Origin of the sequence: Corynebacterium sp. CMW7794, from assembly GCF_001563605.1 — a bacterium.
Taxonomy (GTDB): Bacteria; Actinomycetota; Actinomycetes; order Mycobacteriales; family Mycobacteriaceae; genus Corynebacterium; species Corynebacterium phoceense.
In genome coordinates, this window is the sequence record NZ_KQ961762.1 from 1 (window position 1) to 24,656 (window position 24,656).

At 59.1% G+C, this 24,656-nt stretch carries 17 protein-coding genes, 1 pseudogene and 1 CRISPR repeat array; of the genes and pseudogenes, 6 read left to right on the forward strand and 12 right to left on the reverse strand.

Annotation, left to right across the window (positions count from 1 at the left end):
- Window positions 1–6 precede the first annotated feature (6 nt).
- A CRISPR array of direct repeats spans window positions 7–217; the repeat unit is 28 nt; unit sequence GGCTCATCCCCGCTCACGCGGGGAGCAC.
- A gap of 69 nt (window positions 218–286) precedes the next feature.
- From cas2e to cas3, 8 genes are read right to left on the reverse strand one after another with little or no spacing between them, the layout of a single operon-like run.
- Window positions 287–637 carry a type I-E CRISPR-associated endoribonuclease Cas2e gene (cas2e, locus tag HMPREF3227_RS12995; protein WP_066492612.1) on the reverse strand — a complete coding sequence of 117 codons (351 nt, stop codon included), beginning with the start codon at window positions 635–637 and terminating at the stop codon, window positions 287–289.
- Window positions 634–1,527 (reverse strand): type I-E CRISPR-associated endonuclease Cas1e, encoded by an 894-nt coding sequence (gene cas1e / locus HMPREF3227_RS13000; RefSeq protein ID WP_066492614.1) that lies wholly within the window; start codon window positions 1,525–1,527, stop codon window positions 634–636. The genes cas2e and cas1e overlap by 4 nt, the downstream gene beginning before the upstream one ends.
- A gap of 43 nt (window positions 1,528–1,570) precedes the next feature.
- The gene (gene cas6e, locus HMPREF3227_RS09395) at window positions 1,571–2,245 is read right to left on the reverse strand and encodes a type I-E CRISPR-associated protein Cas6/Cse3/CasE (RefSeq protein WP_066492616.1); all 675 of its coding nucleotides are present in this window, start codon (window positions 2,243–2,245) and stop codon (window positions 1,571–1,573) included.
- The gene (gene cas5e / locus HMPREF3227_RS13005) at window positions 2,242–2,949 is read right to left on the reverse strand and encodes a type I-E CRISPR-associated protein Cas5/CasD (protein ID WP_066492617.1); all 708 of its coding nucleotides are present in this window, start codon (window positions 2,947–2,949) and stop codon (window positions 2,242–2,244) included. The genes cas6e and cas5e overlap by 4 nt, the downstream gene beginning before the upstream one ends.
- Window position 2,950: 1 nt before the next feature.
- Window positions 2,951–4,078 carry a type I-E CRISPR-associated protein Cas7/Cse4/CasC gene (gene cas7e, locus HMPREF3227_RS09400; RefSeq protein WP_066492621.1) on the reverse strand — a complete coding sequence of 376 codons (1,128 nt, stop codon included), beginning with the start codon at window positions 4,076–4,078 and terminating at the stop codon, window positions 2,951–2,953.
- Between the two features lie 2 nt (window positions 4,079–4,080).
- Window positions 4,081–4,746 (reverse strand): type I-E CRISPR-associated protein Cse2/CasB, encoded by a 666-nt coding sequence (gene casB, locus HMPREF3227_RS13010; RefSeq protein WP_077210027.1) that lies wholly within the window; start codon window positions 4,744–4,746, stop codon window positions 4,081–4,083.
- Entirely contained in the window at window positions 4,739–6,430 is a 1,692-nt protein-coding gene (gene casA / locus HMPREF3227_RS09405) for a type I-E CRISPR-associated protein Cse1/CasA (protein ID WP_066492626.1), read from the reverse strand. Before casA ends, casB begins: the two co-directional genes overlap by 8 nt.
- 54 nt (window positions 6,431–6,484) lie before the next feature.
- Window positions 6,485–9,307 (reverse strand): CRISPR-associated helicase Cas3', encoded by a 2,823-nt coding sequence (cas3, locus tag HMPREF3227_RS09410; protein WP_231732348.1) that lies wholly within the window; start codon window positions 9,305–9,307, stop codon window positions 6,485–6,487.
- A gap of 312 nt (window positions 9,308–9,619) precedes the next feature.
- Here cas3 and HMPREF3227_RS09415 point away from each other — a divergent pair.
- Window positions 9,620–9,820 (forward strand): annotated as a pseudogene (locus HMPREF3227_RS09415) (hypothetical protein); the annotation flags it as partial.
- A gap of 10 nt (window positions 9,821–9,830) precedes the next feature.
- Here HMPREF3227_RS09415 and HMPREF3227_RS09420 read toward each other — a convergent pair.
- Both HMPREF3227_RS09420 and leuS read right to left on the reverse strand, forming a co-directional pair.
- Window positions 9,831–11,405, reverse strand: a complete 1,575-nt coding sequence (locus HMPREF3227_RS09420) for a DUF2339 domain-containing protein (RefSeq protein WP_066512482.1) — start codon at window positions 11,403–11,405, stop codon at window positions 9,831–9,833.
- Between the two features lie 360 nt (window positions 11,406–11,765).
- A complete protein-coding gene (leuS, locus tag HMPREF3227_RS09425) occupies window positions 11,766–14,609 on the reverse strand; it encodes a leucine--tRNA ligase (RefSeq protein ID WP_066512484.1) in 2,844 nt (947 codons plus the stop codon).
- Window positions 14,610–14,841: 232 nt separating this feature from the next.
- On the opposite strand from leuS, the gene HMPREF3227_RS09430 reads away from it, so the two are divergent.
- The 4 genes from HMPREF3227_RS09430 to HMPREF3227_RS09445 all read left to right on the forward strand — a co-directional run bounded on the left by HMPREF3227_RS09430 (window position 14,842) and on the right by HMPREF3227_RS09445 (window position 20,412).
- Window positions 14,842–16,386 (forward strand): alkaline phosphatase, encoded by a 1,545-nt coding sequence (locus tag HMPREF3227_RS09430; protein ID WP_066492633.1) that lies wholly within the window; start codon window positions 14,842–14,844, stop codon window positions 16,384–16,386.
- Between the two features lie 111 nt (window positions 16,387–16,497).
- Window positions 16,498–17,058 (forward strand): CAP domain-containing protein, encoded by a 561-nt coding sequence (locus tag HMPREF3227_RS09435; RefSeq protein ID WP_066492634.1) that lies wholly within the window; start codon window positions 16,498–16,500, stop codon window positions 17,056–17,058.
- Between the two features lie 73 nt (window positions 17,059–17,131).
- On the forward strand, window positions 17,132–19,714 hold the full coding sequence (locus HMPREF3227_RS09440; protein WP_066512486.1) for a hypothetical protein: 2,583 nt from the start codon (window positions 17,132–17,134) through the stop codon (window positions 19,712–19,714).
- Window positions 19,715–19,716: 2 nt separating this feature from the next.
- Window positions 19,717–20,412, forward strand: coding sequence for an MOSC domain-containing protein (locus HMPREF3227_RS09445; protein ID WP_066492639.1), 696 nt, complete (start codon window positions 19,717–19,719; stop codon window positions 20,410–20,412).
- 15 nt (window positions 20,413–20,427) lie between these two features.
- On the opposite strand, the gene HMPREF3227_RS09450 is transcribed toward HMPREF3227_RS09445, so the two are convergent.
- Window positions 20,428–20,790, reverse strand: a complete 363-nt coding sequence (locus tag HMPREF3227_RS09450; protein WP_066512490.1) for an HNH endonuclease signature motif containing protein — start codon at window positions 20,788–20,790, stop codon at window positions 20,428–20,430.
- A gap of 250 nt (window positions 20,791–21,040) precedes the next feature.
- On the opposite strand from HMPREF3227_RS09450, the gene HMPREF3227_RS09455 reads away from it, so the two are divergent.
- Window positions 21,041–22,540 (forward strand): IS1096 element passenger TnpR family protein, encoded by a 1,500-nt coding sequence (locus tag HMPREF3227_RS09455; RefSeq protein WP_066512493.1) that lies wholly within the window; start codon window positions 21,041–21,043, stop codon window positions 22,538–22,540.
- Between the two features lie 21 nt (window positions 22,541–22,561).
- Here the strand turns inward: HMPREF3227_RS09455 and HMPREF3227_RS09460 are convergent, their stop codons facing one another.
- Entirely contained in the window at window positions 22,562–24,256 is a 1,695-nt protein-coding gene (locus HMPREF3227_RS09460) for an ATP-binding protein (protein WP_066512494.1), read from the reverse strand.
- Window positions 24,257–24,656 lie beyond the last annotated feature (400 nt).

The window sequence follows — 24,656 nt, forward strand, 5'->3', positions numbered from 1 at the left end:
TCGTGGGGCTCATCCCCGCTCACGCGGGGAGCACGGCTTCTAGGGCGGTGACAATGACACGGCGGGCGGCTCATCCCCGCTCACGCGGGGAGCACCGCTTGCCGAGGTAGTAGAGCGACCGGAGGTTAGGCTCATCCCCGCTCACGCGGGGAGCACTTGGAGGTGGCGAAGGAGCGTCGCCGGGATGAGGGCTCATCCCCGCTCACGCGGGGAGCACACTTCGCAACCAGCAACAACAGCAGTGCACGGCCTATTCTAGATCCAACTCCGTCGAGAAGCTTCCACCTCAGCGGCGTTGCTTCTTAAAACGAGCTTTAGCCCACTCACTACGTCTACCGTTTCCAAAGCGATCTCGTTTTCCCGCGGACGCAGGACGAATCATCAAAGACAAGCCATCAAAATCTGTCGGCACCCAATCATGCCGATGAGTTTTAAACTCCATTCCTTGTTCACTGTCCGTCGAATAAACAAGCAAAGCTCGACCGTCTTTACACAATTCAACAGTGCGATCCCATAAGATATCACGAATTCTCGCCGTTGGCTGACCAACAAAAACTCCAGGGGAAATTTCCATAACCCATTTCGTTAAGTCGCCGCGCAAGCCAGCAGGACAGGCGGTAATAACCAATACCATCATGCCCAGCTAGCCTCTTTCGAATCCCAATTCACTCCTGCTGCAACTGTTTCGAGCTCGCTCCATAAGAAGAGGTCAGCATCAACGTAAGCTTCAGCCTCTGGAACTTCCATAAGGTACTGGAGGTCACGCACCATGCGTGACATTAAGCGAGATGAAACTATCAAAGAACGGAGATGCGTTCGGGTAGCGCCGTCTACATCCTCAACTCCGCTTGCGACAACATCAAAAGCAGCAGGAATAGCTAATTCCGCCTTATACAAATCAGCAATATCAAACACAAACGAGCGATCGGTGCCCGAATGCACTATTCCGAGAGACGGTATGAAGCCAAGCCCCACAATGACAGCATGTGCTATTCCGTACAACGTTGCAGACGCAACCGTCAAGGCTCTATTAATTGGATTTGCAGCATCAAAATCGTGCGGGTCGTAATGTCGTCCATCCCATTCTAGGCCAACACGCTTTGCTGATTCCGCGTACGCGCGTTTCATCCGTACGCCTTCGCGTCCACGCAGTTGGGCCATGGATAGTCTGCTCACATCCTCACCAGGGAAACGCATGGCGTACATCTTTCGGGCGCATGCAAGCCTTTTCCTCTGATGCGACCAAATCGTAGCTTGTGCCTCAGCCATTCGCGCAGATTTCGCGGGAGGCCGTCCATGCGCGTAATAGCGGGTTCCACGACCGCCAACCCAAACCACGGAGCACCCAGAGTCCCCTAACAAAGCCATAGCAGCGTGCGTGATACGCGTACCCGGCCCTGCCATTACAACTGCAATCTGCGTGGCAGGCACATGGGCGATCCCACGTTCATCCATAATGGTCAACGCGTTATCATCCCGGTTAAGCACCGCGCGCTCAACGTAAAGGAAAGAAATTCTATCTTCCATGCGTGCAAGCGCACGGCGTTCTATCGGCTCAGCGCCCGGGTACTTACTCACTTTCCGAAGACTCCACTGACGCCAAGGTCAACAAACCACACCCATATCCGCGACCACGTCCGATACCGTTGCGCATCGTCTCACGGAATACCTTTACATCAGTGATCTGAAGGATTCCTCTGAACCGCGCGGTCACAATACGGACGCGATTCCGATTGTCCGGCCCCGCTTCATAGTTCCTGTAGAAGTCAAGGCGGCTCCGCTCAACAACCGATGTTGCATCTTCCCGGATAGTAAATCCATGGCGAGATGATTTCCCGACTAACCACTGGAGCTGCTGCTCCGGAGAAACATGGGCTTTCACCTTGCCACGCTTTCCTTGACCGCGGGATTCCGAGTAAGTCGGGTTCGCAACCAACTCAAACATCCACCGCTGCCCGTTCATAAGCTTGTCCAAGAATCGGTCATAATCAGCCAGCTGTGGCGGCCGCGTATCCCACCCGGCTTCTTCCGTAATGTTCAACGGCGTAGGTGCTTCTGGGCCAACGATGTAAAGGATATTCTCGTGTCCCCTCGTATCGACTCGCCACAAGATTCGCCCATTTGATTCATCAAGGTCCGGTGGAAAAGCTGCACGCACCGCCGCATGCAAATCTTGAGGATCTGAAAGGTACCGACGGCCCTTTCGTCGCGCTGGGTTCAGGAGAATTCTTGTCAAAGTGGTCATGCCCTAATCACCGCTTCAAAGAACGGATCTGTATTGGAACCATCATGGTTTTCAATCTCCTTAGAACCTGCGAATACAACTTCACGCCACCCATACTCGCGATGATTTGAAGCGAACGAAATGGGCACATCTTGGCGGCGATCGCCATGCTCGCCGGGTCGAGCATCGCGATAGATGGGAAGCTTCACATCTTTCGCTCGCTCGCGTTTATGAGCCTTACTTGCGAACCATTGCTCAACACCCATCAAAGCTTCCTCTGCAGTCCCTTCAACAATTCCCTGCAAAAGGTTGGCCGGCGCGGGGCAAGAACGCCTACCTAAGAACAACGGATACTTCGGATCTCGCAGCGCAGCTGCGATTGACTCCAAAAACTCTCGGTCGTCATGTTCAACGGCAGCAAGGAACGCAGCGTCTGACAAATAGAAGCGAGTTACCAATTTGGGATTGTCCGTAGGATTCTTTTGCCATGGCCGTGCCGTTTGAAAGTCCTTCATTAGAGAGCCAGCCTGGTCAACACGTACGGCGAAACGCAGTCCAGCAAGGTCCTCAATTGGGTCCATGCGACGACGGCCCTGTGCCGCCGCAAGCAACCCGACAACGCCTGACTTGCTGGGCGTAGATGCAGTTGCTCGCGTGTGATAACGGGATTCATCGCCCCAGGACTGCATGGGCCCTTTTAGGAGTAGAAGTAGCGAATAGCTCATTCTAGTTCTCCTGCAAAAGCGACTTAACTTGTTCACCCAGCCGCGGGAGAGTTGTCGATTCTGCGAGTTCAGAGAAGTTTTCACCGAGATCGCCCAAAGCAACAACGAATGCGCCCGCAGGCTCAAAACCGTAGTTCTCAACGATTTGCTTATGCTCCGCTGCAAGTGCATTTGCGCTCTCACGACGGCGGCCCGCGCCATCAACCGCCGTAATAGGCTCTTCGAAGGCATTCACCAACGACACAGAGCGGCCTTGGCGTACGACAACAAAAACCAGCTCCGGCAACGTGTTATTGGCAAATGTGTTCTGCTTACCGCTGGGCATCGAATTCACGAATGCTTCGATAAAGTGTCCCACGGACTCAATTGCAGCTTCGCGCGATCCAAGATTGTCTTCTAGGCCATCGATGTTGATGGCTGCGAAGCGATACAGCGTCGAAGACATCATCTGAACAGTACCGATCATGCCGGCGCCAATTTCGTGATTGTCCTCAACCACGTCATCGACAGCAGTGAAGTAATCGAATTCGGGCTGTGTCTCGTGAACGCTGAGGGCATGAGCGACCTGAACAGCTGCGTCAACGTTGTAGTTCGGGGCATCGGCAAGCATGCGACCAAACATAGCGATGTCCTCAGAGTGCTGGGTGTCCAGAATATCTTCGGCTTCATTCTTTTTGAAGGCCTCGCCGTCCTTGGCGATGATTTCTCGTGCGGCGCGCTCAATCTGGGGCTTGCTCAGGAAGAGCAAGTAGCCGGTCTCCGGCCACGGGAAGTCGGCCGGATCTGTTTCTTCGTCTTGATCTTTTTCCTTCTTGGGATCCGCCAAGGTGATTTTCGCAGCCTTGAAGAGAGCCTTCAACCCAGCGAGAACCTTTTCATCATCCCAATCAGATTCCGCTTTTACTGCCTTAGCGATTTCAGCGGGAAGCTTCTTCGAGCGCAGACCGATCAGGGAGGAATCCACGTTGTCTTCAACATAGCCACGAATCGCGCGTTTCCAAGACTGGGACGAAACGCGCTGGCGCGGTACACCACCAAAGATGGCGGTCTTCGGTGCACCCGTGTCATCGCGGTTGATGAGGCTCGGCGGAATGGTCTGAAGGGCGTGGATATCAACGATAAGAGACATGATTAGTTCCTTTCGGGTGAGTTGGATGAGGAAGTTGCAGTTTCAGCTGCAGACTTCTGGAAAGAGCCATAGACGAAGTCACGACCCCAGCGGAGCTGAATTCCGCTGCGCTTAGCAGGATTACGTAGTCCGCGAAGATCCTCAGCAAAGCGGCCGTAGTCAAAGGCAATGCCATTAGCTCGTAGCAGTGAGATAAGCGAGCGCAAGTGCACGAGACGTGCGGATTCATCAGTCGCGAGAAGCATGGCATCTACTCGCGGCTTAATGGACCCAGAAAGCTCAAGCGCATAAAGACGCCCACACGCGCGTGCGAATGAGACCTTCGGGTCGTGCATCGGAGCAGTTGCCGATTGCATGTGAATAGCGAAATAGACCAATGCCGCAAAGGCTGCGTACTCGGAGGCCGAGGGGGAATCCGATTTCCCCAGCGCTTCAGGAGCGAGACGAGGTTCCAGAGTCAGGAGAACCTGTTCCAGAGCCAACGGCGATTTCTCCAAGTTTGAGCCTGCAAATTTACGTAGGTTGGCGAGAGTGGCACGAGCAGCGCCATTGGCGGGCCTGTCAGAACTCCCTAGGTACGCACTTTGCAATCGGGCACATGTTTCACGTACCGACTGCTTCAGTGGTGCATATGCGATTTCGGCTGAAGTTGTTGCCGAGTCAGTCATCGATTTCCTCCTTTTGCGTTTCAGTGGTCGGCTTTTGAGTATCAGCTTTGTTCACCGTGGCTGGCAGAGACTTGTTGAGAGCTTGGGTCAGCTGCCCGTACGCAGAGCCGGCAGAAACCAGCCGCCCGCGACTACTCTCATCGTTGCCGGGAACGATTCGACCTGCCAAGGCCCTTGGCCCAGCGCCTCGCAACTGGGCGCGAGCAATCGACTCCGCAGCATTCCGCACTACGGATTGCCACTGCTCAAGCTGCTGGTCCATAGCTTCAAGGGTATCTTGGCTCGGCAGCGAGAGCGTACGAAGCCACTCAATAAATTTGGGTTCCAGATCTGCGAGGAACTTGTCCGTCAGTTCCGCACGGAACTCATATTCACCGCCTGCTGCGAGGAACAGATTTCCTTGGAATATTCCTAGGGCTTTCCCTGCCTCACTAGCCTGCGAAGCCGCGATGCGGACGCGTTCTCGGAGATCGACATTTTCCTCGATCAGCAGCCGCACTGGGACACTCAAGCCCGAGTGAAATGTCGTTGCCACCGACGAAGCTTGTGGACCATACTGAATCGAATAAAGAACGACATCAAGGACTTCGGGAATGACATCATCGTCAAGGCGCTGCGACAAACTTGCCAGAGAATCTAGAGTTCTGGGGCGCTTTGGCCGTTTATCTTTCGCGTCGAATCCTCCGTCCGTCTCGCCGACTATCAAGGCATCAAGGGAGCGCCACATCGTGCGGGTTTGGTCGAAAGGCCGTGGGAAGTAGACATCTAGGCTCCTTTTGGACTTGTTCTTTGACCAGCGGTAAGGAGTCATGGGATCCACCATGACATTTGCACCCGCGTCAGGAATCTTGTCGCCATTACACACGAGAATTTCTACTACCCGCTGTTCTTCGGCGAACAACCTGAGGCGGCGACTCTGCCACGTCGCGATATCCGCAGCACCTTGCGGGAAAGGATTCTTACGTTCTGCCGGTCCGTCGGGCTGACGCTCCCAAACCGGCAGATCCGCAGGAGTAAGCAAAGCCTCTTGCACCGTGTTGAGCATCAAGGTGTGCAGGAGAGTCTCTCCGCGTACAAGGACGCCTCCGGTAAGCCCCGTCCATCCCTGTCCAATTGGATAGCCCTTTCCACCTTTTACTCGTGGATCACCAACTGCGCCCGACTTGATCCCGCTGTAGTCATAGGCCTGCGTGTAGACCAGCCACCGGGCAGCCTCATCTAGGCTCAAATCCTGCTTTTGCTCCCCGGCGCGCATAGTGAAGAAATCATCTTGAATTTCAGGAACCAAACCGATCACCGGACGCGTGGAACCATCCTTCAGCTGCAAATCCGCAACCTGCATAAAAGGAATATTCGGGTCGAGGAGGTCGAAACGCTCTGCATACTTTTCCAAATACATCACACTCAGGGGGTCACTCCCCTGCCCGGATATTTCCTCCCAGGTACGTTCAAACCAGTCTTCAAAAATAAAAGTTGATCCTGGGGTGAGCTCAATCTTTTCGCTGTGGGCTCGCCAAAAGATAGCAAGCAATAGACGCGTGATTGCGTAATCCTGCAAAGGTGAATCACCACGTACGCGCTCGATCTTATGCGAGCCATCAAAGACTTCACGCAGGCTGACCTTGAGTGGTTCTCCCGTGGTATCAACCGCAAGAATCCATGGTTCTTCAATGAGGGAATACACTTTTACTCCTTTCTTCAAATAATCGTTAACTGTGCGATAGAAACAGGCAGCGCACTATGTCATAGCCTCCACCTCCAACCCGAGGCGCTGGCTATATCGGAGCTTGAAGCGTCCAAGCTTTCCTTCTCCGGCATGATCAAGCTGCACCGCGATCAAGCCTTTAAGCAGTGGATGCTTCATCCATGCAGTCGGCGTTTGGTTGACGGCATCCTCGATTACCGCATCGAAATCGCTGTTGCGGCGCGTCATTCGCGCAGGAAGCCGCACGGAATGCGCAGCTAATTCCTTTGCAGACCGATAATCCACATCCCCTAGATCAGAGATGGGTGTCTCGTCGCTTCCGAAGGCTCGATACCCATATTCTGTCCCCTCAAGTACGACGACCTCCACCGTTGATTCGGCATCCCTGACCTGTGCATTGGCTTTCTCTTCTTCGTCCGCGCTGAGCATGACAAATAGGTCCGTGATATGACCAGCCCTACGTGGTTCGGGAACTTGAAAGGTCCGCGAACGAGAGACAGCAGATTGTTGCTTTTCCTCACTCTTGGCTACCGCCGCCAACCAGGCATCTGTCCACTCGAGTGCTACCTCATCAACTGCTTCTTCTTTACGTTCCACCAGCTCATACGTTGTGCGAACAAGAGGCTCAATGTCGATTGGTCGCGCGAAACTTTTCGGGAAACGAGCAAAGGTTGCCAGCAGTACCAGCGGGTCATAAATTGCGGCCGCTCCCCCATCAAATTCAGGTACTGGAGCGCTCCGGAGAACACCACGCACCAAAATCCGCGGGTCTGCCAGCTCGCCTGGCCGATCAGACGCGGGGCGCTGGTGGCGGTGCAGACGCCCGGCTCGTTGGATAAGCGAATCCATGGGAGCAATATCACTAATCAAAAGATCAGCATCGATATCCAGACTTTGCTCTGCGACCTGGGTTGCCACTACAACTTTCAATTCAGGACGTCCTGCACCACGATGCGAAGTCGGACCAAGCTCTCGGCGCAGTGCTTCTTCCCGCACAGCTCGCTCTGCAGCAATAAATGCTGCATGATGAAGCTCCACTGCCTCTGGGAGTAGCTCGTTCAGGAATCCAAAGGCGTCCTGCGCACGCTTGACGGTGTTACAGATGATGAGGATCACTCCGCCATCGCTGACAGCTTCAGAGACCAATTTCCCCAAAACTTCGAAAGAGTCATCAATGACTTCAATAGTGGCGACGAGATCAACCGGCCGTTGCTCGACTTCTACGAACTCCATTCCGTTCGCGTTCGCAACCGTAATGAGCGGATACCCGTGGCTCGCTTCAAGCTCATGCATTTCACCGAGTTCTACAACTTCGCCTGCATAAGCATCAACCAGTGCTTTTCGCTGAGCTGGCGGAAGAGTCGCCGACATAAGAATGACAGTCACACCGTAACGAGCCAACCACCGCAGCGTTTGCTGCAAATAGCTCGACATATAGATGTCATATGCGTGCGCTTCATCGATGATGACCACCTTGCCGGCTAAGCCAACATGCCGAAGCATGAGATGCCGCATCTGTAACGACATCATCAACACCTGGTCGATGGTACCGACCACAAAGTTCGACAGAACGCCCTTCTTACGCCCGCTAAGCCATTGAGACGCAACGACTGAACCCCCGCCATGCTCAGATTCGATTCCGTGAAATCGGAGTTGATCAAAATTCTCGAGCAGCCGATTCTTCGAGTGGGCCAAGTACAGCGATGCAACCGCCCCGTCTTCAGACGAATTAGCAGCCCACGCGCTGGCTCTATCAAACAATCCGTTACTGGTCGACATCGTCGGTGCAGCCAGGAACGCGCCTTGTGCCCCGATAGCTTTACCAACGATCTCCGCAATTGCGAGTCCTGCTTCTGTTTTGCCCTCTCCCGTCGGGGCCTCAATGACAACAATGCTGGGCAATTGGGAGGCTCCAATCTTGTGAGCAACTTGGGCAGCAGCACGCTGCGCAGGACGCACCGCAAAGTCTTGTGGCCATCCGAAGGCTTCGCGGAAGTATCCGCCCGCATCCTCTGGAAGCTCCCTGAAGCGCCACGGTGCCGTGAGATCAAGAGACTGAATACCTTGCTGCAAGCGTATCGACAGACCAGCTTCTACGGCGTACCCGAACGCATCTGCGTTGGAGGCAATCCAGTCAGCCATAACGATCAATCCTGCCAGCAGCACCTGCGGTGGACCTGTCAGTGGTCCAACAGCAGCCAGCTTAGGCAGTACGTCTGACACCTCAGCGACGTCTGCGAATGCATCTAGTAGTTCTTGATGGAAGCTATGCCACTGTGCTGAATGGCGCTTCAGTCGTTGACGCGCGGGTTTAAAGAGCTGGGGGTCGCTAGAGCGTCCGTGATGTGCATCGACAATGTCGCCCAATGCGGCTGCCCTACTGCTGAGTAGGCCACGGGATTTCGACCATGCGCGCAGGATCTCTCCCGAAAGTATTCCATGCACAAAACGCTGCTCTTGGACTCGCGGCAATAACTCATCGATTTCAATACCAGCTTCACGGAGGTTATCAACCAGGTATGAAAATTGCGGACGATCTAACACCAAAGTCTGGAAGTCGACCGTTGCTTTGCCAATGTCATGGACAGAAGCAAGAAATACGTAAAGCTTCCCTACCTCTGAACTGTTCAAACCAGTTAAGCGACTGAGATTGCACTTCAAGGCATCCGCCACCCATGTGTCCCACAGCCAAGCCGCAACCACAGCAGAATCAGCCATGTGTTGGACAAGGCTTAGCGACCCCATCTCATCACCAGACTTGGCCCACAACATTCGAACATCTTTCGAAAAATTCTCCAACTTCATGTCTGCACGTGATGCAATGATGTTGGTCAGTGATTCAGGGTGTTCGGTCACAAAAATTAGATTACCGAAACATTACCTACCATGCAAGCTTTACAAATAAATAGTTAAGATGATTGCCACGTTGGCTCGAATATGTCTCGGCGGTACAGTCACCACTAGGCTTTGCATCTCCCCGCTAAGGCAGGGATGAACCCTACTTTTTTGTGAAGCTCAACCCTTCCCCGCGTAAGCGGGGCTTTTCTCCCCTTCAGGTGAAACGGCTCCAAGAAGTCCACAGTTCAGGACTTGCTAACGCTCAACCTCACCAACAAGAAAGCCAAGGAAGTCGGCAGCAACGACCGTATCGAGGTGAATGCGCTATGCACGCTTATCGAGGGCCGCGACTCGCAGCTGGACAACCCGTTTAGCAAGGAAGCGCAGGTCAACTACATCCGCATCGCGCGCGGATTCTTTGGTGACAAGGTCATGCACACCGCCCCGCCGCACCGGCTGCTCAACGCCTCCAAGGGCCCACTTATCGCCGTGCCTCTCAAGATGCTCACGCGCAAGACGCTGGGCGGCATCGGCTTCTGGGCTAGTCGCCCGAAATAGCGCTCGCTTCCTCCGGCGAGGAACGCTTTACCGCAATGGTGAGCAGCACGATGCCACACAGGAGGAAGGCGAGGGCGCGGATGAGGCCGTTGATGGCCGCCATGTCGTAGAAGACGAGCTTGACCACCGAGCCAATGGCGAGCGCCGCGCCGAGGCCCGTGAGTCCCAGGTGCTTGGAGAGCAGGAACCACGCGGCAAGAACCATCCAACCGATGGACACCACGGCATGGCCGAGACGGAAGGCCACCTCGGTTCCGCCAGTGACGGCGCCCAGCTGCAGCGCGATGCCCACGACAGCGAGCATGCTCAGGTACAGGGCGAGGAGCAACGCAACCACCTTTACTCCCCCTTCCTCGACCCGCGGAAGGCGCTGTGGCAGCACGGTGAGCACCACGAGCGTCACAGCGAGCAACGCCGCCTGAATGAACAACTCCGTGGAGATGGGACGCGACCAGAAACCGAGGACGCGCTCGGCGAGCTCCCACGTGAGCCAGAGAGCGCAGAATGCCCAGATAGCAATGGTGAGGTTGTCCCGGATGTAGTTGACAACGAGGACCGCAGCCAGGCAGAACGCCGCGAAGCCCACCAGTCCTAGACTGCGGGATACGGACGGTGCGAGCCCCATGTCGGAGATCTCCGTCGTGGCCACGAGAACGATGGGCAGGGCGCGCAGCATCCACGCGCACAGGTCTGCAGCAGGAGTCACCTTCGTCTCCGTCGCCGCAGAGCCGAAGGGGGCCCGCAGGGCGAGGACGAGGAGTCCAGCCGTAACGACCGCGACCAGCCAGACCGTCCACATGGAGTTTGCCACGATGGCTGCGCCGACGACCAGGATGGCGGGATAGACTCCCCAATGTATTTTAAAATCTGGATATGGCGACGAAATTCGGAATTTGAGACCTAGAACGGCTAGAATAACTGCAGTCACTATAGCCTCTACTGTTACAACATCTAGGGATATCCAAACATCGGGGCGGCCAACACTCAGGTACACCAATATAGAACTGAGTGCACCAATGGCGCTGATGCCGTAGTTTTTATGCGCAATGCCCATACCGACGATGATCAGCGGTATGAGGAATACTAGGGTAGACCCAGCATAATATATATTAAATGCAGAGAATGTGACCGCACCGACCGCGGCGCCGCCCGCGAGCCACGTTCCGGTCGCAGCACGCTGGTTCACGCGCACCGCGTACGCGCCGACGGCGAGATAAATCACCGCCATGATCGGTGGGGCGATCCACACCGGAATCCATTCGAGTTCCAAAGCCATGAGCCACGTCGTGGCGAGGGCAGTATAGAGTCCCGTCGCGAGCAACGCCGTCACGGAGGCGGCCGGAGCCTTGGCGCGGAAGCGGTGCGCGGCTGCGAGCAGAGCCGCCGACACAATGTAGGCGAGGATCACGCGGCCAGCCGGGCCGAGCAAACCAGCCTGGATGGCCACTGCAACGAGGAAAGCGACGCCCGCGAGTGTGATGACGCCGCCGCCGATCGCCACAGCCTTGATGAGCGTCGACTCGCGATCGCGTGGTGTGCGCGCCTGCGGCGAGCCCATGCTGGACCGAAAAGCCGGGATACCAGCAGGTTCTTTCCGGACTCGGGGAATAGGCTTGAGAGGTTCTGAGGGCGGCGAAGGAGTCACGGATGCAGACTCCAGGTAACCCGCAAGCTGTGAGCGGGCATCGCTCAAAGCACGTTCAGCAATATCAAGGCGGCGGACAACGTCGCGCAGCGTCGCGTCATCGGGCGGCCCAGAAGTATATGTCGGTCGCATAATTTATAGGTACCGCACCTTCAACATGCGCGCTATTGAAAGTATGTTTTGTTACCTATTCGACGCGAGCCTATTTAGTCACGTGATGAAATTCCCCCGAACTGCCGCCCACCCCTCACCCCAGGGGAGGGCGGCTCAGATTTACTTCACAACCAGGTTGACCATGCGGCCCGGGACGTAAATCTGCTTGACGATGTTCTTACCCTCGACCAGGCTGGCGATCTTGGAGTCGGCGAGGGCGGTGGCAACAACATCGTCCTGGGCGGCATCGGCAGCCACGGTAATGCGTGCCTTGACCTTGCCGTTGATCTGGACGGGGACTTCGACCTCATCGTCAACGAGGTACTTCTCATCGAAGGTGGGGAAGTCCACGTACGTGATGGTGCCGTCGTGTCCGAAGCGCTTCCACAGCTCCTCCGCGATGTGCGGAGCGATGGGGGAGACCAACTGCGCGATCGGTTCAACGGCGGCACGCGGGGCGGACGCCTTGTACGTCTTCGTCAGGTAGTTGACGTACTCGATGAGCTTGGCCACGACGGTGTTGAGACGCAGATTCTCGTAGTCGTCACGCACGCCCGCGATGGTGCGGTGCAGCTGCTTGAGGTCATCCTTCGTGAGCTCGGTGTCACTAGTGGCGAGCTCGCCGGTTTCTTCGTTCACAGCCAGGCGCCACAGGCGCTGGAGGAAGCGCTGGGAGCCGACGACGTCCTTCGTAGCCCAGGGACGGGACGCGTCGAGCGGGCCCATGGACATCTCGTAAACACGCAGGGTATCCGCACCGAAGTCGCGGCAGATGTCATCCGGAGCCACGGCGTTCTTCAGGGACTTGCCCATCTTGCCGTACTCCTGGTTGACCTCTTCGCCGTTGTAGAAGAACTTGCCATCCTTCTCCTCGACCTCGGCGGCCGGGACGTAGACGCCGCGAGCATCGGTGTAGGCATAAGCCTGGATGTAGCCCTGGTTGTAGAGGCGACGGTACGGCTCCTTGGAGGTGACGTAGCCCAAGTCGTAGAGGACCTTGTGCCAGAAGCGCGCGTAGAGCAGGTGGAGAACCGCGTGCTCAACGCCGCCGACATACAGGTCCACGCCGCCCGGATCGTTCGCGCCGTGTTCCGCCGGACGAGGTCCCGTCCAGTAGCGCTCGTTCTCGATGTCGCAGAACGCGTCATCGTTGGTGGGATCGATGTAGCGGAGCTGGTACCAGGAGGAACCGGCCCACTGCGGCATGACGTTCGTGTCTCGATAGTATTTCTTGGGCCCTTGGCCCAAGTCCAGCTCGACCTCGACCCACTCGCGGGCCTTGGCCAGCGGCGGCTGCGGCTCGGAGTCGCGGTCGTCCGGATCGAAGGAGACCGGCTTGTAGTCCTCGACCTCCGGCAGCTCGACGGGGAGCATGGAGTAGGGCAGCGGGTAGGGCTCGCCGGCCTCGTCGTAGACGATGGGGAAGGGCTCGCCCCAGTAACGCTGACGGGCGAACAGCCAGTCACGCAGCTTGTACTGGATCTTCTCTTGGCCGACCTTGTTGTCGACCAGCCACTGGATCATGGAAGCGATGGCCTCGGCCTTCTCCATGCCGTTGAGGTCCAGGCCAGAATCGTTCGCGGAGTTCACGCGCGGACCGTCGCCCACGTAGGCCTCCTCGTCAAGGTTGCCGCCGGCGACGACCTCGACGATGGGCAGGCCAAACTCCGTAGCGAAATCATAGTCGCGCTGGTCGTGGCCCGGGACCGCCATGATGGCGCCGGTGCCGTAGCCGGTCAGGACGTAGTCACCAATGAAGATCGGGATCTGCTGGCCGTTGACCGGGTTGGTGGCGTAGGTGCCCAGGAAGACACCCGTCTTTTCCTTGTTCTCCTGACGCTCGAGGTCGGACTTCGCCGCGATGTCGAGGCGGTACTGCTCAACGGCTTCGTTCGGGTCATCGTTGCCGTACATCCAACGAGGATCGACGTCGTCGTCATAGGGAATGGGGGAGAGGAGGGCATCGACAAGCTCATGCTCTGGGGCCAGCACCATGTACTGCGCGCCGAAGAGGGTGTCCGGGCGGGTGGTGAAGACCTTGATGTCATGGCCCTCCGCGCGGAAGGTGACCTCGGCGCCGCGGGAGCGGCCAATCCAGTTGCGCTGCATGGACTTGACCTTGTCCGGCCAGTCGAGCAGTTCCAGATCGTCGAGGAGGCGATCCGAGTACGCCGTAATGCGCATCATCCACTGGCGCAGGTTCTTGCGGAACACCGGGAAGTTGCCGCGCTCAGACCTGCCGTCCGCGGTGACCTCCTCGTTCGCAAGCACCGTGCCCAGGCCCGGGCACCAGTTCACGGTGGAGTTAGACAGGTAGACCAGGCGGAACTCGTCCACGGCCTCGCGCTTTTCTTCCGGCGTGAGGTCTGCATAGAAACGGCCGTCCTTGGTCTTGCGCTTACCGACCTCGAGCTCCTTGATGAGCTCGGCGATGGGGCGGGCCTTCTGGGCCCTGTCATCGAACCACGAGTTATAAATCTGCAGGAAGATCCACTGCGTCCACTTGTAGAACTCCGGATCCGTGGAAGCGACCGAGCGGCGCGGATCGTGGCCGAGACCCAGCATGCCCAACTGGCGGCGCATGTTCTCAATATTGGCCATCGTGGTGGTGCGCGGGTGCGTACCGGTCTGGATGGCGTACTGCTCGGCCGGCAGGCCGAAGGCGTCATAACCCAGCGTGTGCAGGACGTTCTTGCCCAGCATGCGGTTAAAGCGAGCGTACGTATCCGTCGCGATGTAGCCCAGCGGGTGGCCGACGTGCAGGCCCACGCCGGAGGGGTACGGGAACATGTCCTGGATGTTGAGCTTGTCCTTGGGCAGCTCACCCTCACCAGCTAGCGGACCGGTGGGGTTCGGTGCGTTAAAGGTGCCGTGATCCTTCCAGTACTGCTGCCAGGTCTTTTCAATCTGGTTCGCCAGCTCCGGGGTATAGCGGTGGGCTGTGCTTTCGCTCGGGTTAGTCATGCTTAGACAGTGTAGTAGCCCTGCGTTATAACGCCACGGTGTGGTGCAGGTAGAGCCCTTACGTTTCCCTCAGCGGATTTTTGGTAGTACTTCCACGGAAATTCACCGGAAGTTTCCACCGCATTTCCTTGACGGTCGCGTGTGTTTCTTAAGGTAGGCGAGTCTCGCTCACGGCAAGTGGCTCGTGAGGTGAACGTCGCTATCAACTCTCGCACTCCCAAGGACATTTTTCATGCGCATTTTCTCCCGCACCGTCGCCACCCTGGCCGCCGCTGCCCTGTGCACCGGCATCGTCGCCCCGGCACAGGCGGCTGAGTCTGCTGGCCCGAAGAACATCATCGTCATGATCGGCGACGGCATGGGCTACGGCCACATCGCCTACAACAACCTCTACGAGACCGGCCAGTCCAAGTACCTCGTCGACGGTGAGTTCAGCGCCGAGGGCCCGAAGGAGCTCGAGGGTGAGTCCGTACAGCGCTACGAGGACTTCAATCGCCTGTCCCAGACCACCTTCTCCCAGGGCGGTTCTTACCACCCGGAGCAGGCGTGGGCTACCCACGACTACGTCTCTGAAGGCGTCATCACCGACTCGGCTGCAGCAGGTACCGCCATGGCCACCGGCATCAAGGTGAAGAACGGCGTGCTGGGCATGTCCAACTACGGCATGGCGGAGGAGAATATCTCCGAGCGCGCCATCAAGCAGGGCAAGTCCGCCGGCGTCGTTTCTTCCGTGCCGTTCTCCCACGCCACTCCGGCGGCCTACGCGGCGCACAACAAGGACCGCAACGCGTACGGCGAGATCGCCCACGACATGCTCAACTCGGATCTCTCCGTTGTCATGGGTGCTGGCCACCCGCTCTACGATGACTCGAACCAGCTGCTGGCCACCCCGTCCTACGACTACATCACCGAAGAGGACTTTGGTGCGCTCTCAGGCGGAAAGACCGACTGGAAGTTCGTGGAGACGAACGAGGGCTTTGACAAGCTTGCCGCTGGTGAGGTCGAGGAAGGCGCCAAGTACTGGGGCACCCCGCAGGTCGCCTCGACGCTGCAGCAGGGCCGCGCCGGTGAGGGCGAGACCCCGTACTCCGACCCGCAGAACGACGTGGTGGATCTGCCCACCATGACCAAGGGTGCGCTCAACGTGCTGGGCCAGGATGAGGACGGCTTCTCCATCATGATTGAGGGCGGCGCCATCGACTGGACCGGCCACGCCAACGACTCCGCTCGTGAGATCGAGGAAGTCCAAGACTTCAACAAGTCTGTCGATGCCGCCATCGACTGGGTCGAGGAGAACTCCAACTGGGAGGAGACCCTCCTCATTGTCACCGCTGACCACGAGACGGGCTACCTCTCCGGCGCCGACGAGAAGGAAAAGTGGAACTCCATGGCCGGCGACAAGGACGCGCTGCCAAGCCACGAGTGGTACTCCAAGGAGCACACCAACCAGGTCGTGCCGTTCTTCTTCAAGGGCGCTGGCTCTGAGGACATCAAGGCCGCAGTGAAGGGCACGGACCCGGTCCGTGGCGACTTCATTGACAACACCGACATTGCCAAGCTGGTCTTCAACAACTGGTGGACGGAAGACGACTCCAAGCAGGACGACGACAAGCAGAACGAGCAGCCGAAGCAGGACGGTTCCTCGAAGGATTCTGTCGGTGCGGGCCTGGCGGGCGCCGGCATCATGGCGGCCATCCTCGCTGCCGTGGCGGCTGCGCTGCAGGCCATCGGCATGCTGAAGATTGATATGTCGGCCATCCAGAAGCTCCTCAAGTAGCTTCACTTTTCTTCGGGCCCTTTCCGTACTGCGGTGCGGGGAGGGCCTTCGCTCGCCTACACTTCCAACGGAACACCAAGGAACACAGCCACCTACCTCGGAGAGAATTTAATGCGTACCCCACCCGCCCTTGCCGCAGCCGCACTTGCAGCCACGCTCACCGTGGGGGTGTCGTCTCCCGCGCAGGCCACCGTGGTGGACGATGTCGTGGCGACAGTGATGGCGCAGGTCAACGGCCTGTTCTCCCAGATTAAGCTGCCGTCTTTTGCAGGGCTGTCCTCGCAGGCAGGGTCCTCGACAGCGACGGGGTACCGGGCGACGCGGCCGGATCTGGAGGCCGTGCGCGGGACCGTCATGACCGAGCTCAACGCATATCGCGTGAGCCACGGACGCGCGCCGGTGGCCTTTAACGTCCGGCAGGCGAACGACGCGCAGGGCTGGGCGGACCACCTCAACGCACAGGGCGGGACGCGGATCTGGCATTCCGGCACGGATACGTTTGAAAACATCGCGCTGACTGCGGGGCCGGACGCGCACGCGCCTGTGCGGCAGTGGCAAGCCTCGCCCACCCATAACGCGGTGATGCTCGATCCGGGCCTGCGCGTGGGGGGAGTGGGCGTCGCGCAGAACGCACTAGGCCAATACATCGTTGTCTTGCGCGGCTATTTTTAGGGAGAATGACTAGACTTTCCTCGTGTTCCTGCGGGTTGCGGAAAAGGGCGCCCGCTGTCCTAGGATGGAGCAAATGAGTCAGGACAACCGCCTTAATCAATCGTCCACATTTTCTGCTTCTGCTTCGGCAGATGAAGCCCTCGTCACCGGCATGCCGCACCTGACGTGGAGCAACTCAACCCACAGCCTCGCCATCGACATCCCAGCGATTGCGACAACGGGCTACACCTGGACCGTGGCGGTCACGGACCTGGAGGGGGAGACCACCACGCGCGTCCTGCGCGCCGCGGCGGGCGATGAAGAACCACTGCTCGTGGCGCTGTCACAGCCGTTCGCCCGCATCGATCTCGCGTTGGGGGAGCACTTTAAGGCCACCTTCATCGGCGCGACCGCACAGTCCCCGTACATCGTGCTCGATGACCGCGCCCGCGTCGTGGACGCGCGACAGGGTCTCTTCCCGGCGCACTACGTCCTGCTGGCGCCGGCTGGCACGGTGGTCTCCGGGATCTCCGGGGTCTCCGAGACCCATCACGCGCACGGCGAATGGGACGGCTGGGCGGCCTGGAACCTGGACGTGGAGGGGGCATCGGAAGGCTCGGAGCTGTCCCTCATCACACCGCAGGTCAGCGCGGCGAACTTCGCTGTGACCGCCCCTGCGGCCTGGGAGTGGGGCACGGACGTCGCGACGCTGCCGAACGCGCGCGGGCTCGACCACCGGCCGGTGTTTAAGGCGTCGCCCACGGTGACCATCACGCAGCCGGGCGAGTGGGTCATTCAGCTCGTCTACGCGCCGCTGGGCGGCGAGCGCGAACCGATTTCGGACGAGACGGTAGGGGAGGGGACCTTCGAGATTTTCCCCTCTGACCTCTACGAAGACCCCTGGGTCGGCCGCTACGAGGTGGGGCTGCTGCGCGACGGCGAGCAGGTGGATATGCGCGTGTTCTCCATCGCGGAGGCGCTCCACATGCGCGCGAAGAACGAAGGTCCGCGCGGCACCGGCTTCCGGTTTATCGACGCAGCTGGTCAGCTCTCCCCGTTTAGCTACACGCTCGCCTCGGCGCCAGGCAAGGCGATTGTGTTTGACAAGGGCACGCGCGAATTCGAGCCCACGGAAACCTCCCGAATGGAGACGGTCGCGAGCGAGGCCGGCTACGAACTCGATTTCCGAGTGACGCCCGCGACGCTGCGCACGCGCGTGAAGCTCACCGGCACCGAACCCACGGAATCCTTCGATAAGCAGGTCATTTACGCCAGCCTGCTCGATGCGGATGCCGCGCTCACGGTATACTCGCCGCAGCCGCTGCCGCTCGCCAAGTTCGTGGCCATTGATAAGCGCCAGAAGATGAAGTCGCTCGCCTCGACCGCCGGCTCCACGCAGTCACACCGCAACGTTTCCCTGTCCAACCGCGCGCTGCGCCACGCGGTGCGCAAGCAGTCCTCCATGGAGCTCTACCTCCTGTGGTCGACGTTGTCTTACGAGGACTTCCTGGACTCGCTTGACGATGCCGCCCGCTCCCGCCACCTTGCACAAGCCCCCGAGCGCCGCGTGGTGGAATACGAGGCATCTGCCGCCTCGGATCTCATTTACGCTGCCATCGCGACGGTGAAGCGTGCCCCGCTCATCACCGGCGCCACGCTCTCGGAGACCCACGTCGAGTTGTCCTTCAACGAAGAGGAAGAAGAGATTTCGGATCTCCTCGTCTGGGCCTGGCCCTTGAACGACCCGGCTCGTTCCCCGGAGCGCCTCGTTGACCTGGCACTTCCTTCCTCTTTGCAGGAAGCTGGCCCACTTATCATCGACGCCCGCGCGGAAGAGCCACTCACTGACCTGTCCGCGCCCGCGCACCCGGCGCCAAATGCCGTCATCGCGGAGGCCCCCGGTGAGGTAAGCTTCGCCGACGCTACGGTGGAAGAAGCCTGGGCCGCCTACGCCGCGCTCGAGGCCCTCGCCACCGCGAGCCGCAACGCCCGCATCGAGTCCACCTTCGCCGCCGTCCTCGAGCGCCTGCGCGCGGAGCCCGGCGCCGCCGTGCGCGCACTGCCCGCGTCCGGCCTCTCATTGTCCCGTCAAGCGAAAGCGTTGGCACAGACCCAACTTGTGGCTCACCCATGGAACGTGGGCGTCCCCGCCGGCGCCGCGTCGGAGCTTGCCCTCGCCTTTGACGCCGGCATCGACTCACTCACCCGCCCGCTGCTCCTCATGAAGGCCTCCGGTCCCGACGCAACCCCAACCTCGACGGCCGTCAACGACGAGGCCGCCCGCATCGCGGCCCTGCGCGACTGCTTCGCGCACGACGAGGACTTCTACCGCCTCGGCTCCGTGAGCCACCTGCGCGGCGACGCCCAAAAGCTCGCCAGCGTACTGGGCCAACTGGGATTCGACACCTCCGTCTCGCATACCCTCGTCGCGCTCGGCGCCTTCGGTGGTGGCGACACGCCGTTCGTCTCTGCGGCCTGGATGCCGTACATCTCGTACGTCTTCGCACTCGCGTTCCGCGCCGTCGCCGCTGGACTGCTCCCACAGCCCGCCGTCCTCGCCATCCTCCAGGACGACCTGCCCCAGCTTGCCGATGCCGCCGCGCTCGCCCCCGCACTCTTCGCCTACGACCTTCGCACAGCGGAGGGACTCACCCAATATCTATGCAACAATAGATAACCATGCAGGTTGTCTCCACGAATATCGCCGTTCCACACGATCACTCCGTCCGCCGGTATCCCACGACGGGCATAGACAAACACCCAGCCGCGTCCATTGACGTCTCCGCGCCTGGTCCGAACTACGGGGACGGATCCGGCGTGGCCGACGACTTCGTAGGGGACAGCGACTTTCACGGCGGCGCCCACAAGGCGGTCTACGCTTACGCTCGCGAGGAACTCGACTTCTGGGAGACCGAGTTCGGGCGACCGCTTCGCAGCGGCATGTTCGGCGAGAACCTCACCACCTCCGGCGTCGTGCTCCGCGATCTCCTCATCGGTCAGCAGGTTCGCGTCGGCTCCGCTCTCCTCGAGGTTTCCGTACCCCGCACGCCCTGCGGCACCTTTGCCGAGTGGCTGGGGGAGCGCGGCTGGGTCAAGACCTGGGCGGATCGCGGCGACTGCGGTGCCTATTTCCGGGTGCTCGAGCCCGGCCGCATTACACCCGGCGACGCGCTCGAGTTCATCGGGCGCCCCGATCATGACGTCACCATGGGCATGGCCTTTCGCGCCAAGTTGGGCGATTTGGAGCTCGCCCGCCACGTCGTCGAGGTCCACTGCTTGCCGGATATCCATCACCTGCCGATGGCAAAGCGCGTTGAGGTCGCGGACAAGCACGCGAAACTCCGTGTTTCACGTGGAACATCGCATTCCGAGTAATACTCGGTCTGTTTTCTAGTCGTCGAAGCCGATCTCCTCGGAGTCGGGGAGGGGGACGAAGTTGCGTTTAATGGCTTCCCAGATGCCATCTTCAAAGAGCCAGTAGCCGGTTCCGGTTGCGGGCTCGAGAATGTAGTCCCACCGCCGGTCTGTCTTCACGTTGTGGTGATAGTGGCATACGGCGATGAGGTTGTCGGTGCAGGTGTCTGCGCCTTCGCCGGTTTCGACGTGGTGGTCACGCTGTGCGTGCTTGGCGGGCACGGTGCAGTCGGCGCGGCGGCAGGTACCGTCGCGTGCTTCGATAAACGCGCGGATGGCATCTATGGGGACGTTGGCGTCGGGCGGGTGGTTCGGGTTGCCTGGCGGAACAGTGGCCATGAGAGACTACCCCCATCAAGGCGTGAGATTGGGCGTTCGAGAGCTAACGCACCCCGGCAAATCCATCCCCGTTGGTGTCCGTCAACACTCTCGAATCAGCAGATACCAAATTGGAAAACTCCTACTCAGGGGTACCCGCTCACATCGCTGGGAACCTCGTTGCACAATATATTGGGCAATACGTGATAGCCGTATTTTGCATTTTCCCAGGTAGAACGGATGTGCCGACTTTCTTTGTAGTATCGCGGCCATGATTTCTCACATGATTACTCTCACGTCCATCAACTCCTACGAAACTCTGTCCCGCACACTCATCGTCCCGGAAGCCACGACCTTCGACGATCTCCACCACCTCATCTGCGCAGCCTTCAACTTCGACGCCACGGGGTTCCACTATTTCGAGGTCGAACCCACTTCGTTGTCCGATGACCCCTACGACTTCCATCATCCCGAGTCCTATGACTGCGTCATTGAGGCCCTCGAAACGGATGCCGTGATCCGCTACGAAGGCGGACCGGGAGAGGAGTGGACCATCGAGGTCGAGCACCTGCAGTACTCTCACCGCATGCACCGCCGGGCCATGCTCGTCGACGCCTGTGGCGCAACTCCTCCACCGGGCACGTCGTTTGACGATTGGTACACCGTCCAGGGCATCATCAAAGCCGTGCAGAAGAAGGGCACGAAGCTCACCGATGAGCAGCTCAACACCTGTGAGCGAGTCTTGGGCACTCGGTCGATCAAGCAGATTCGTATCTCCGACGCAGACCCCCGGCGCGCTAAGCTCGCGACGCTCACGGACGCTGTGCGCAGCGTCGTCATCACGGGCGAGCTCCAGGCAAGCCCCCAGTTCGAGCTCGCCCGTGCCACGCTGGGACCCGCACTGCCGTTCTGGAAGACGCAGCAGTTCGAAGACGCCGCCATCGCCGCCGCACAGGCCGGAACATCCGTGCCCGCTTTCCTCGCAGATCAGCTCGACATCCCAGGGCTCGATGCACTCGTGGGCGCCTTCGTCTCCACCGAGCAGTTCGGCCTCTCCGACTCCGGTGCGGCTACCGTGGGACGCGCCGTGAAGAAGATTGTGCGCATGGCCCCCACCCTGCGTCTCAACGAGGATCCCCACCCGCCGCTCTCCTTCGACGACGCCGCCCGGATCATTCGCTCCGTCCACCCCGTACCTCTCTGCGAGCATCACACGATCGCCGTGGCCGGCATCATGATTGAGAACCTTGCCAACATGCAGCTTCTCGTCCTCGATCGCGAGAAGGGCGCAGTCCGCGTCACCGCCGAAGCACTGGAACTCACCGAGCTCGCCCCGGCCGAGCTGGGACGTACCCTGCTCGACTACTATCCCGTCGGCAACCGCGACCGGCTCATTCTCGACAGTCTGCTGTCGTTGTACTTCCTCTACAGCGACCTCGTCTTCCATCCGCTCGCGGATATGCGCGGTGTCCACATCACACAGGTGCAGAACGAATTCCTCGACCATGTTGAGGAAGCGCTCTGGCCGCGCCAGGGCGGCGGCCTCATCCACTCCTACGTGGACCACATTCTAAGCTCCGCGGCCTGCCTCGGTCTGCGCGACCGCGAGGCGCCGCGCGGCTGCATCCACCTGCCGCCGGATGTCATCGGCTTCCTCCAGGAGGCGCTGCGCCGCGCCCTGCCGGAAATGCTGGCGCAGGATCGCTCGTCGAGTTCCACCGTGGACGCGCCACAGGCGCCGCTCAGCGATGTGCTGGCGGTGGCGAACTAGGGTTGCCGAGCCGGCGCCACATCAAGCGAGGTGATACTTGCGGTTACGGCTTGTCAATGGGGCCGTCGCCTCGATTAACCCCACGTCGACCAGTCCGGAAAGGCGCGGGCGAACCCGGCTCAAACTCAGCCCGATTCCTTCTGCCACCTCATGGCTCGACAACGTCCCCTTGTCTGCGAGCAGGGCGAGAATCTTCTCCTGCTCGCTATCCAATCCCAGGCTCGAAGTCGATAACACAAAACGTTCATCGGTCGCAGCATCGAGGACTCCGTCACGTACACCGCGTTCGAGACACGCGCGCGCATCATCGGAGTCGAGTCCCAAGTGCTCACGCAACATGTGCGGGGTCACGGCGCCGAGATCGCGCGCAAAGACCAGCGCAACCTGCAATGCTCGCTCCGCATGTGGCGCCACGGAATCCACCCACCGGGCGATGGCGTCATCCATGAGCCCAAAGCGGGATAACACCACCACGAACTCGCCGCCGCGATCTATGAACTCTGGGCCGGGAAGCCCTGACTTCGTCATTGCCTGGAACATGCGGGGAACGCCGCTGCCTTGGTTTTCTGACACCGTACCGCTGCCGCGTGCTGCTGGCGTCCGACTGAGCAGCGCCGACAAACGCCGATTGCGCGACATGGAGCTATTGTCTCGGATATTGTCCACGGTGCGGTCGCCCCATAGCCCGCCCGGGTTCCTGATTTCCACCCGATCGGCAAAAATGTCCACGGCAATCTGACGCCCCTGCACAATCGGCGAATAGTCGCGGTGCATGACGGCGTTGGTAATGGACTCGCGCACGACCATCTCCGGAATTTCCGGCTCCCGGTCGACCTGCGCGTCGCGCTCGACGTAGCGCACCCGCATTTCCTTCATGACGGCATCGACCGCGGATTGGATGGCCAATGGAATAGGACCATCGCACATCTCACGGCTGCGGAAACGCGTTCCATCGTCACTGGCTCCCTTTGCAACTCCTGGGTGGGACGTGACATCGATAAACAACTGCGGGAAGAACTGCTGCGGATAGTGTCCAAACGTCAATACGCCCGCCAGCGTGGGCACGCCACTAGACAGAACGTTGAGCCGCGCCAGCACATCGGTAAGGTCCTCGGCACCCTCCACCACGCGCGAGTTGTGAACACGCAACGTCTCCACCATGGCTGCGGCAGCCTCAAGATCGAGGTCCTCTAACGCCGCGCCATTGACGATAGCGGCGTCAGAGTCATCCGGAATGAAGCGGCTTTGCCACTGATAGATTTCATAAGCGCTCATTCGCTTATCCGCGTCGCCCACACGCTTAAACGTGCCATTCTTTAAGCCCTTAGCCGTTACGTAGCATGGCATGTTGCGCTGATGCTGCGGATGGAATCGCATCGGTTCAATGCCAACCATAATGACCGGATGATCCCGCCAGGTTTCCGTGCTGATTTGATATTCCGGAACCGGTGTAACTTTCGTACCCGCAGAGGACTTTTCATTGAGCCCACTAAGCAATTCATCCCGGATTTTCTGAGGAGAGAAATCCTCTGCAGGTGCAAAGCCCTCCGGTGTCTCGTTCACGCCAAGAACGACAACCCCACCGTCAGTATTGGCAAACGCCGAAATGCTATCCCACACCGACTTCCCTAATGACGATGCCGTGCGTTTTACTTCAATCCTCTGGTTATCAGAATCATGATGTTCCAAGACATCAACTACCGCCTCGAAATCCATCGCTTTTCCCCGTCTCGTCGTGACTCGCCCAAAACGCACCCGCGACTGTAGCTGTTGCGTGAGTGATCTCCATAATATCGTCACTCATCGTGAAATACGAGCATTTTTTCATGTGTGATCGAAAATTTAGCGTGAGTGATCGTCCGAAGTAGCCGCAAATCGATGAGTGATCTCTGCTTAGGGATGAGTGATCGGGGTTCTGGCGTGAATGATGGCCATTTTCGGCTAAGGGATAGCGTCACTCATCCGAGTGAGAGAATCGGATTCGTAGTGTGTATGATACGGCGAATTTTCTCGGATTTCTGCAGGACACATACATATTTCAAGCCTTGCGGGTGTCCGGATGAGGGGGCCAAGCGGCGCGAGAAAAACGAGAATCCATCACTGACGATGAGTGATC

Excerpts from the sequence above, each read along its gene's own strand:
- HMPREF3227_RS09430 (WP_066492633.1), top strand. The coding sequence starts at position 14,842 with ATGCGCATTTTCTCCCGCACCGTCGCCACCCTGGCCGCCGCTGCCCTG.
- cas1e (WP_066492614.1), bottom strand. The coding sequence starts at position 1,527 with ATGGAAGATAGAATTTCTTTCCTTTACGTTGAGCGCGCGGTGCTTAAC.
- leuS (WP_066512484.1), bottom strand. The coding sequence starts at position 14,609 with ATGACTAACCCGAGCGAAAGCACAGCCCACCGCTATACCCCGGAGCTG.
- HMPREF3227_RS09445 (WP_066492639.1), top strand. The coding sequence starts at position 19,717 with ATGCAGGTTGTCTCCACGAATATCGCCGTTCCACACGATCACTCCGTC.
- cas6e (WP_066492616.1), bottom strand. The coding sequence starts at position 2,245 with ATGACCACTTTGACAAGAATTCTCCTGAACCCAGCGCGACGAAAGGGC.
- HMPREF3227_RS09460 (WP_066512494.1), bottom strand. The coding sequence starts at position 24,256 with ATGGATTTCGAGGCGGTAGTTGATGTCTTGGAACATCATGATTCTGAT.
- cas2e (WP_066492612.1), bottom strand. The coding sequence starts at position 637 with ATGATGGTATTGGTTATTACCGCCTGTCCTGCTGGCTTGCGCGGCGAC.
- HMPREF3227_RS09420 (WP_066512482.1), bottom strand. The coding sequence starts at position 11,405 with ATGGGCTCGCCGCAGGCGCGCACACCACGCGATCGCGAGTCGACGCTC.
- cas7e (WP_066492621.1), bottom strand. The coding sequence starts at position 4,078 with ATGTCTCTTATCGTTGATATCCACGCCCTTCAGACCATTCCGCCGAGC.
- cas5e (WP_066492617.1), bottom strand. The coding sequence starts at position 2,949 with ATGAGCTATTCGCTACTTCTACTCCTAAAAGGGCCCATGCAGTCCTGG.
- HMPREF3227_RS09440 (WP_066512486.1), top strand. The coding sequence starts at position 17,132 with ATGAGTCAGGACAACCGCCTTAATCAATCGTCCACATTTTCTGCTTCT.
- casB (WP_077210027.1), bottom strand. The coding sequence starts at position 4,746 with ATGACTGACTCGGCAACAACTTCAGCCGAAATCGCATATGCACCACTG.
- HMPREF3227_RS09450 (WP_066512490.1), bottom strand. The coding sequence starts at position 20,790 with ATGGCCACTGTTCCGCCAGGCAACCCGAACCACCCGCCCGACGCCAAC.
- HMPREF3227_RS09455 (WP_066512493.1), top strand. The coding sequence starts at position 21,041 with ATGATTTCTCACATGATTACTCTCACGTCCATCAACTCCTACGAAACT.
- HMPREF3227_RS09435 (WP_066492634.1), top strand. The coding sequence starts at position 16,498 with ATGCGTACCCCACCCGCCCTTGCCGCAGCCGCACTTGCAGCCACGCTC.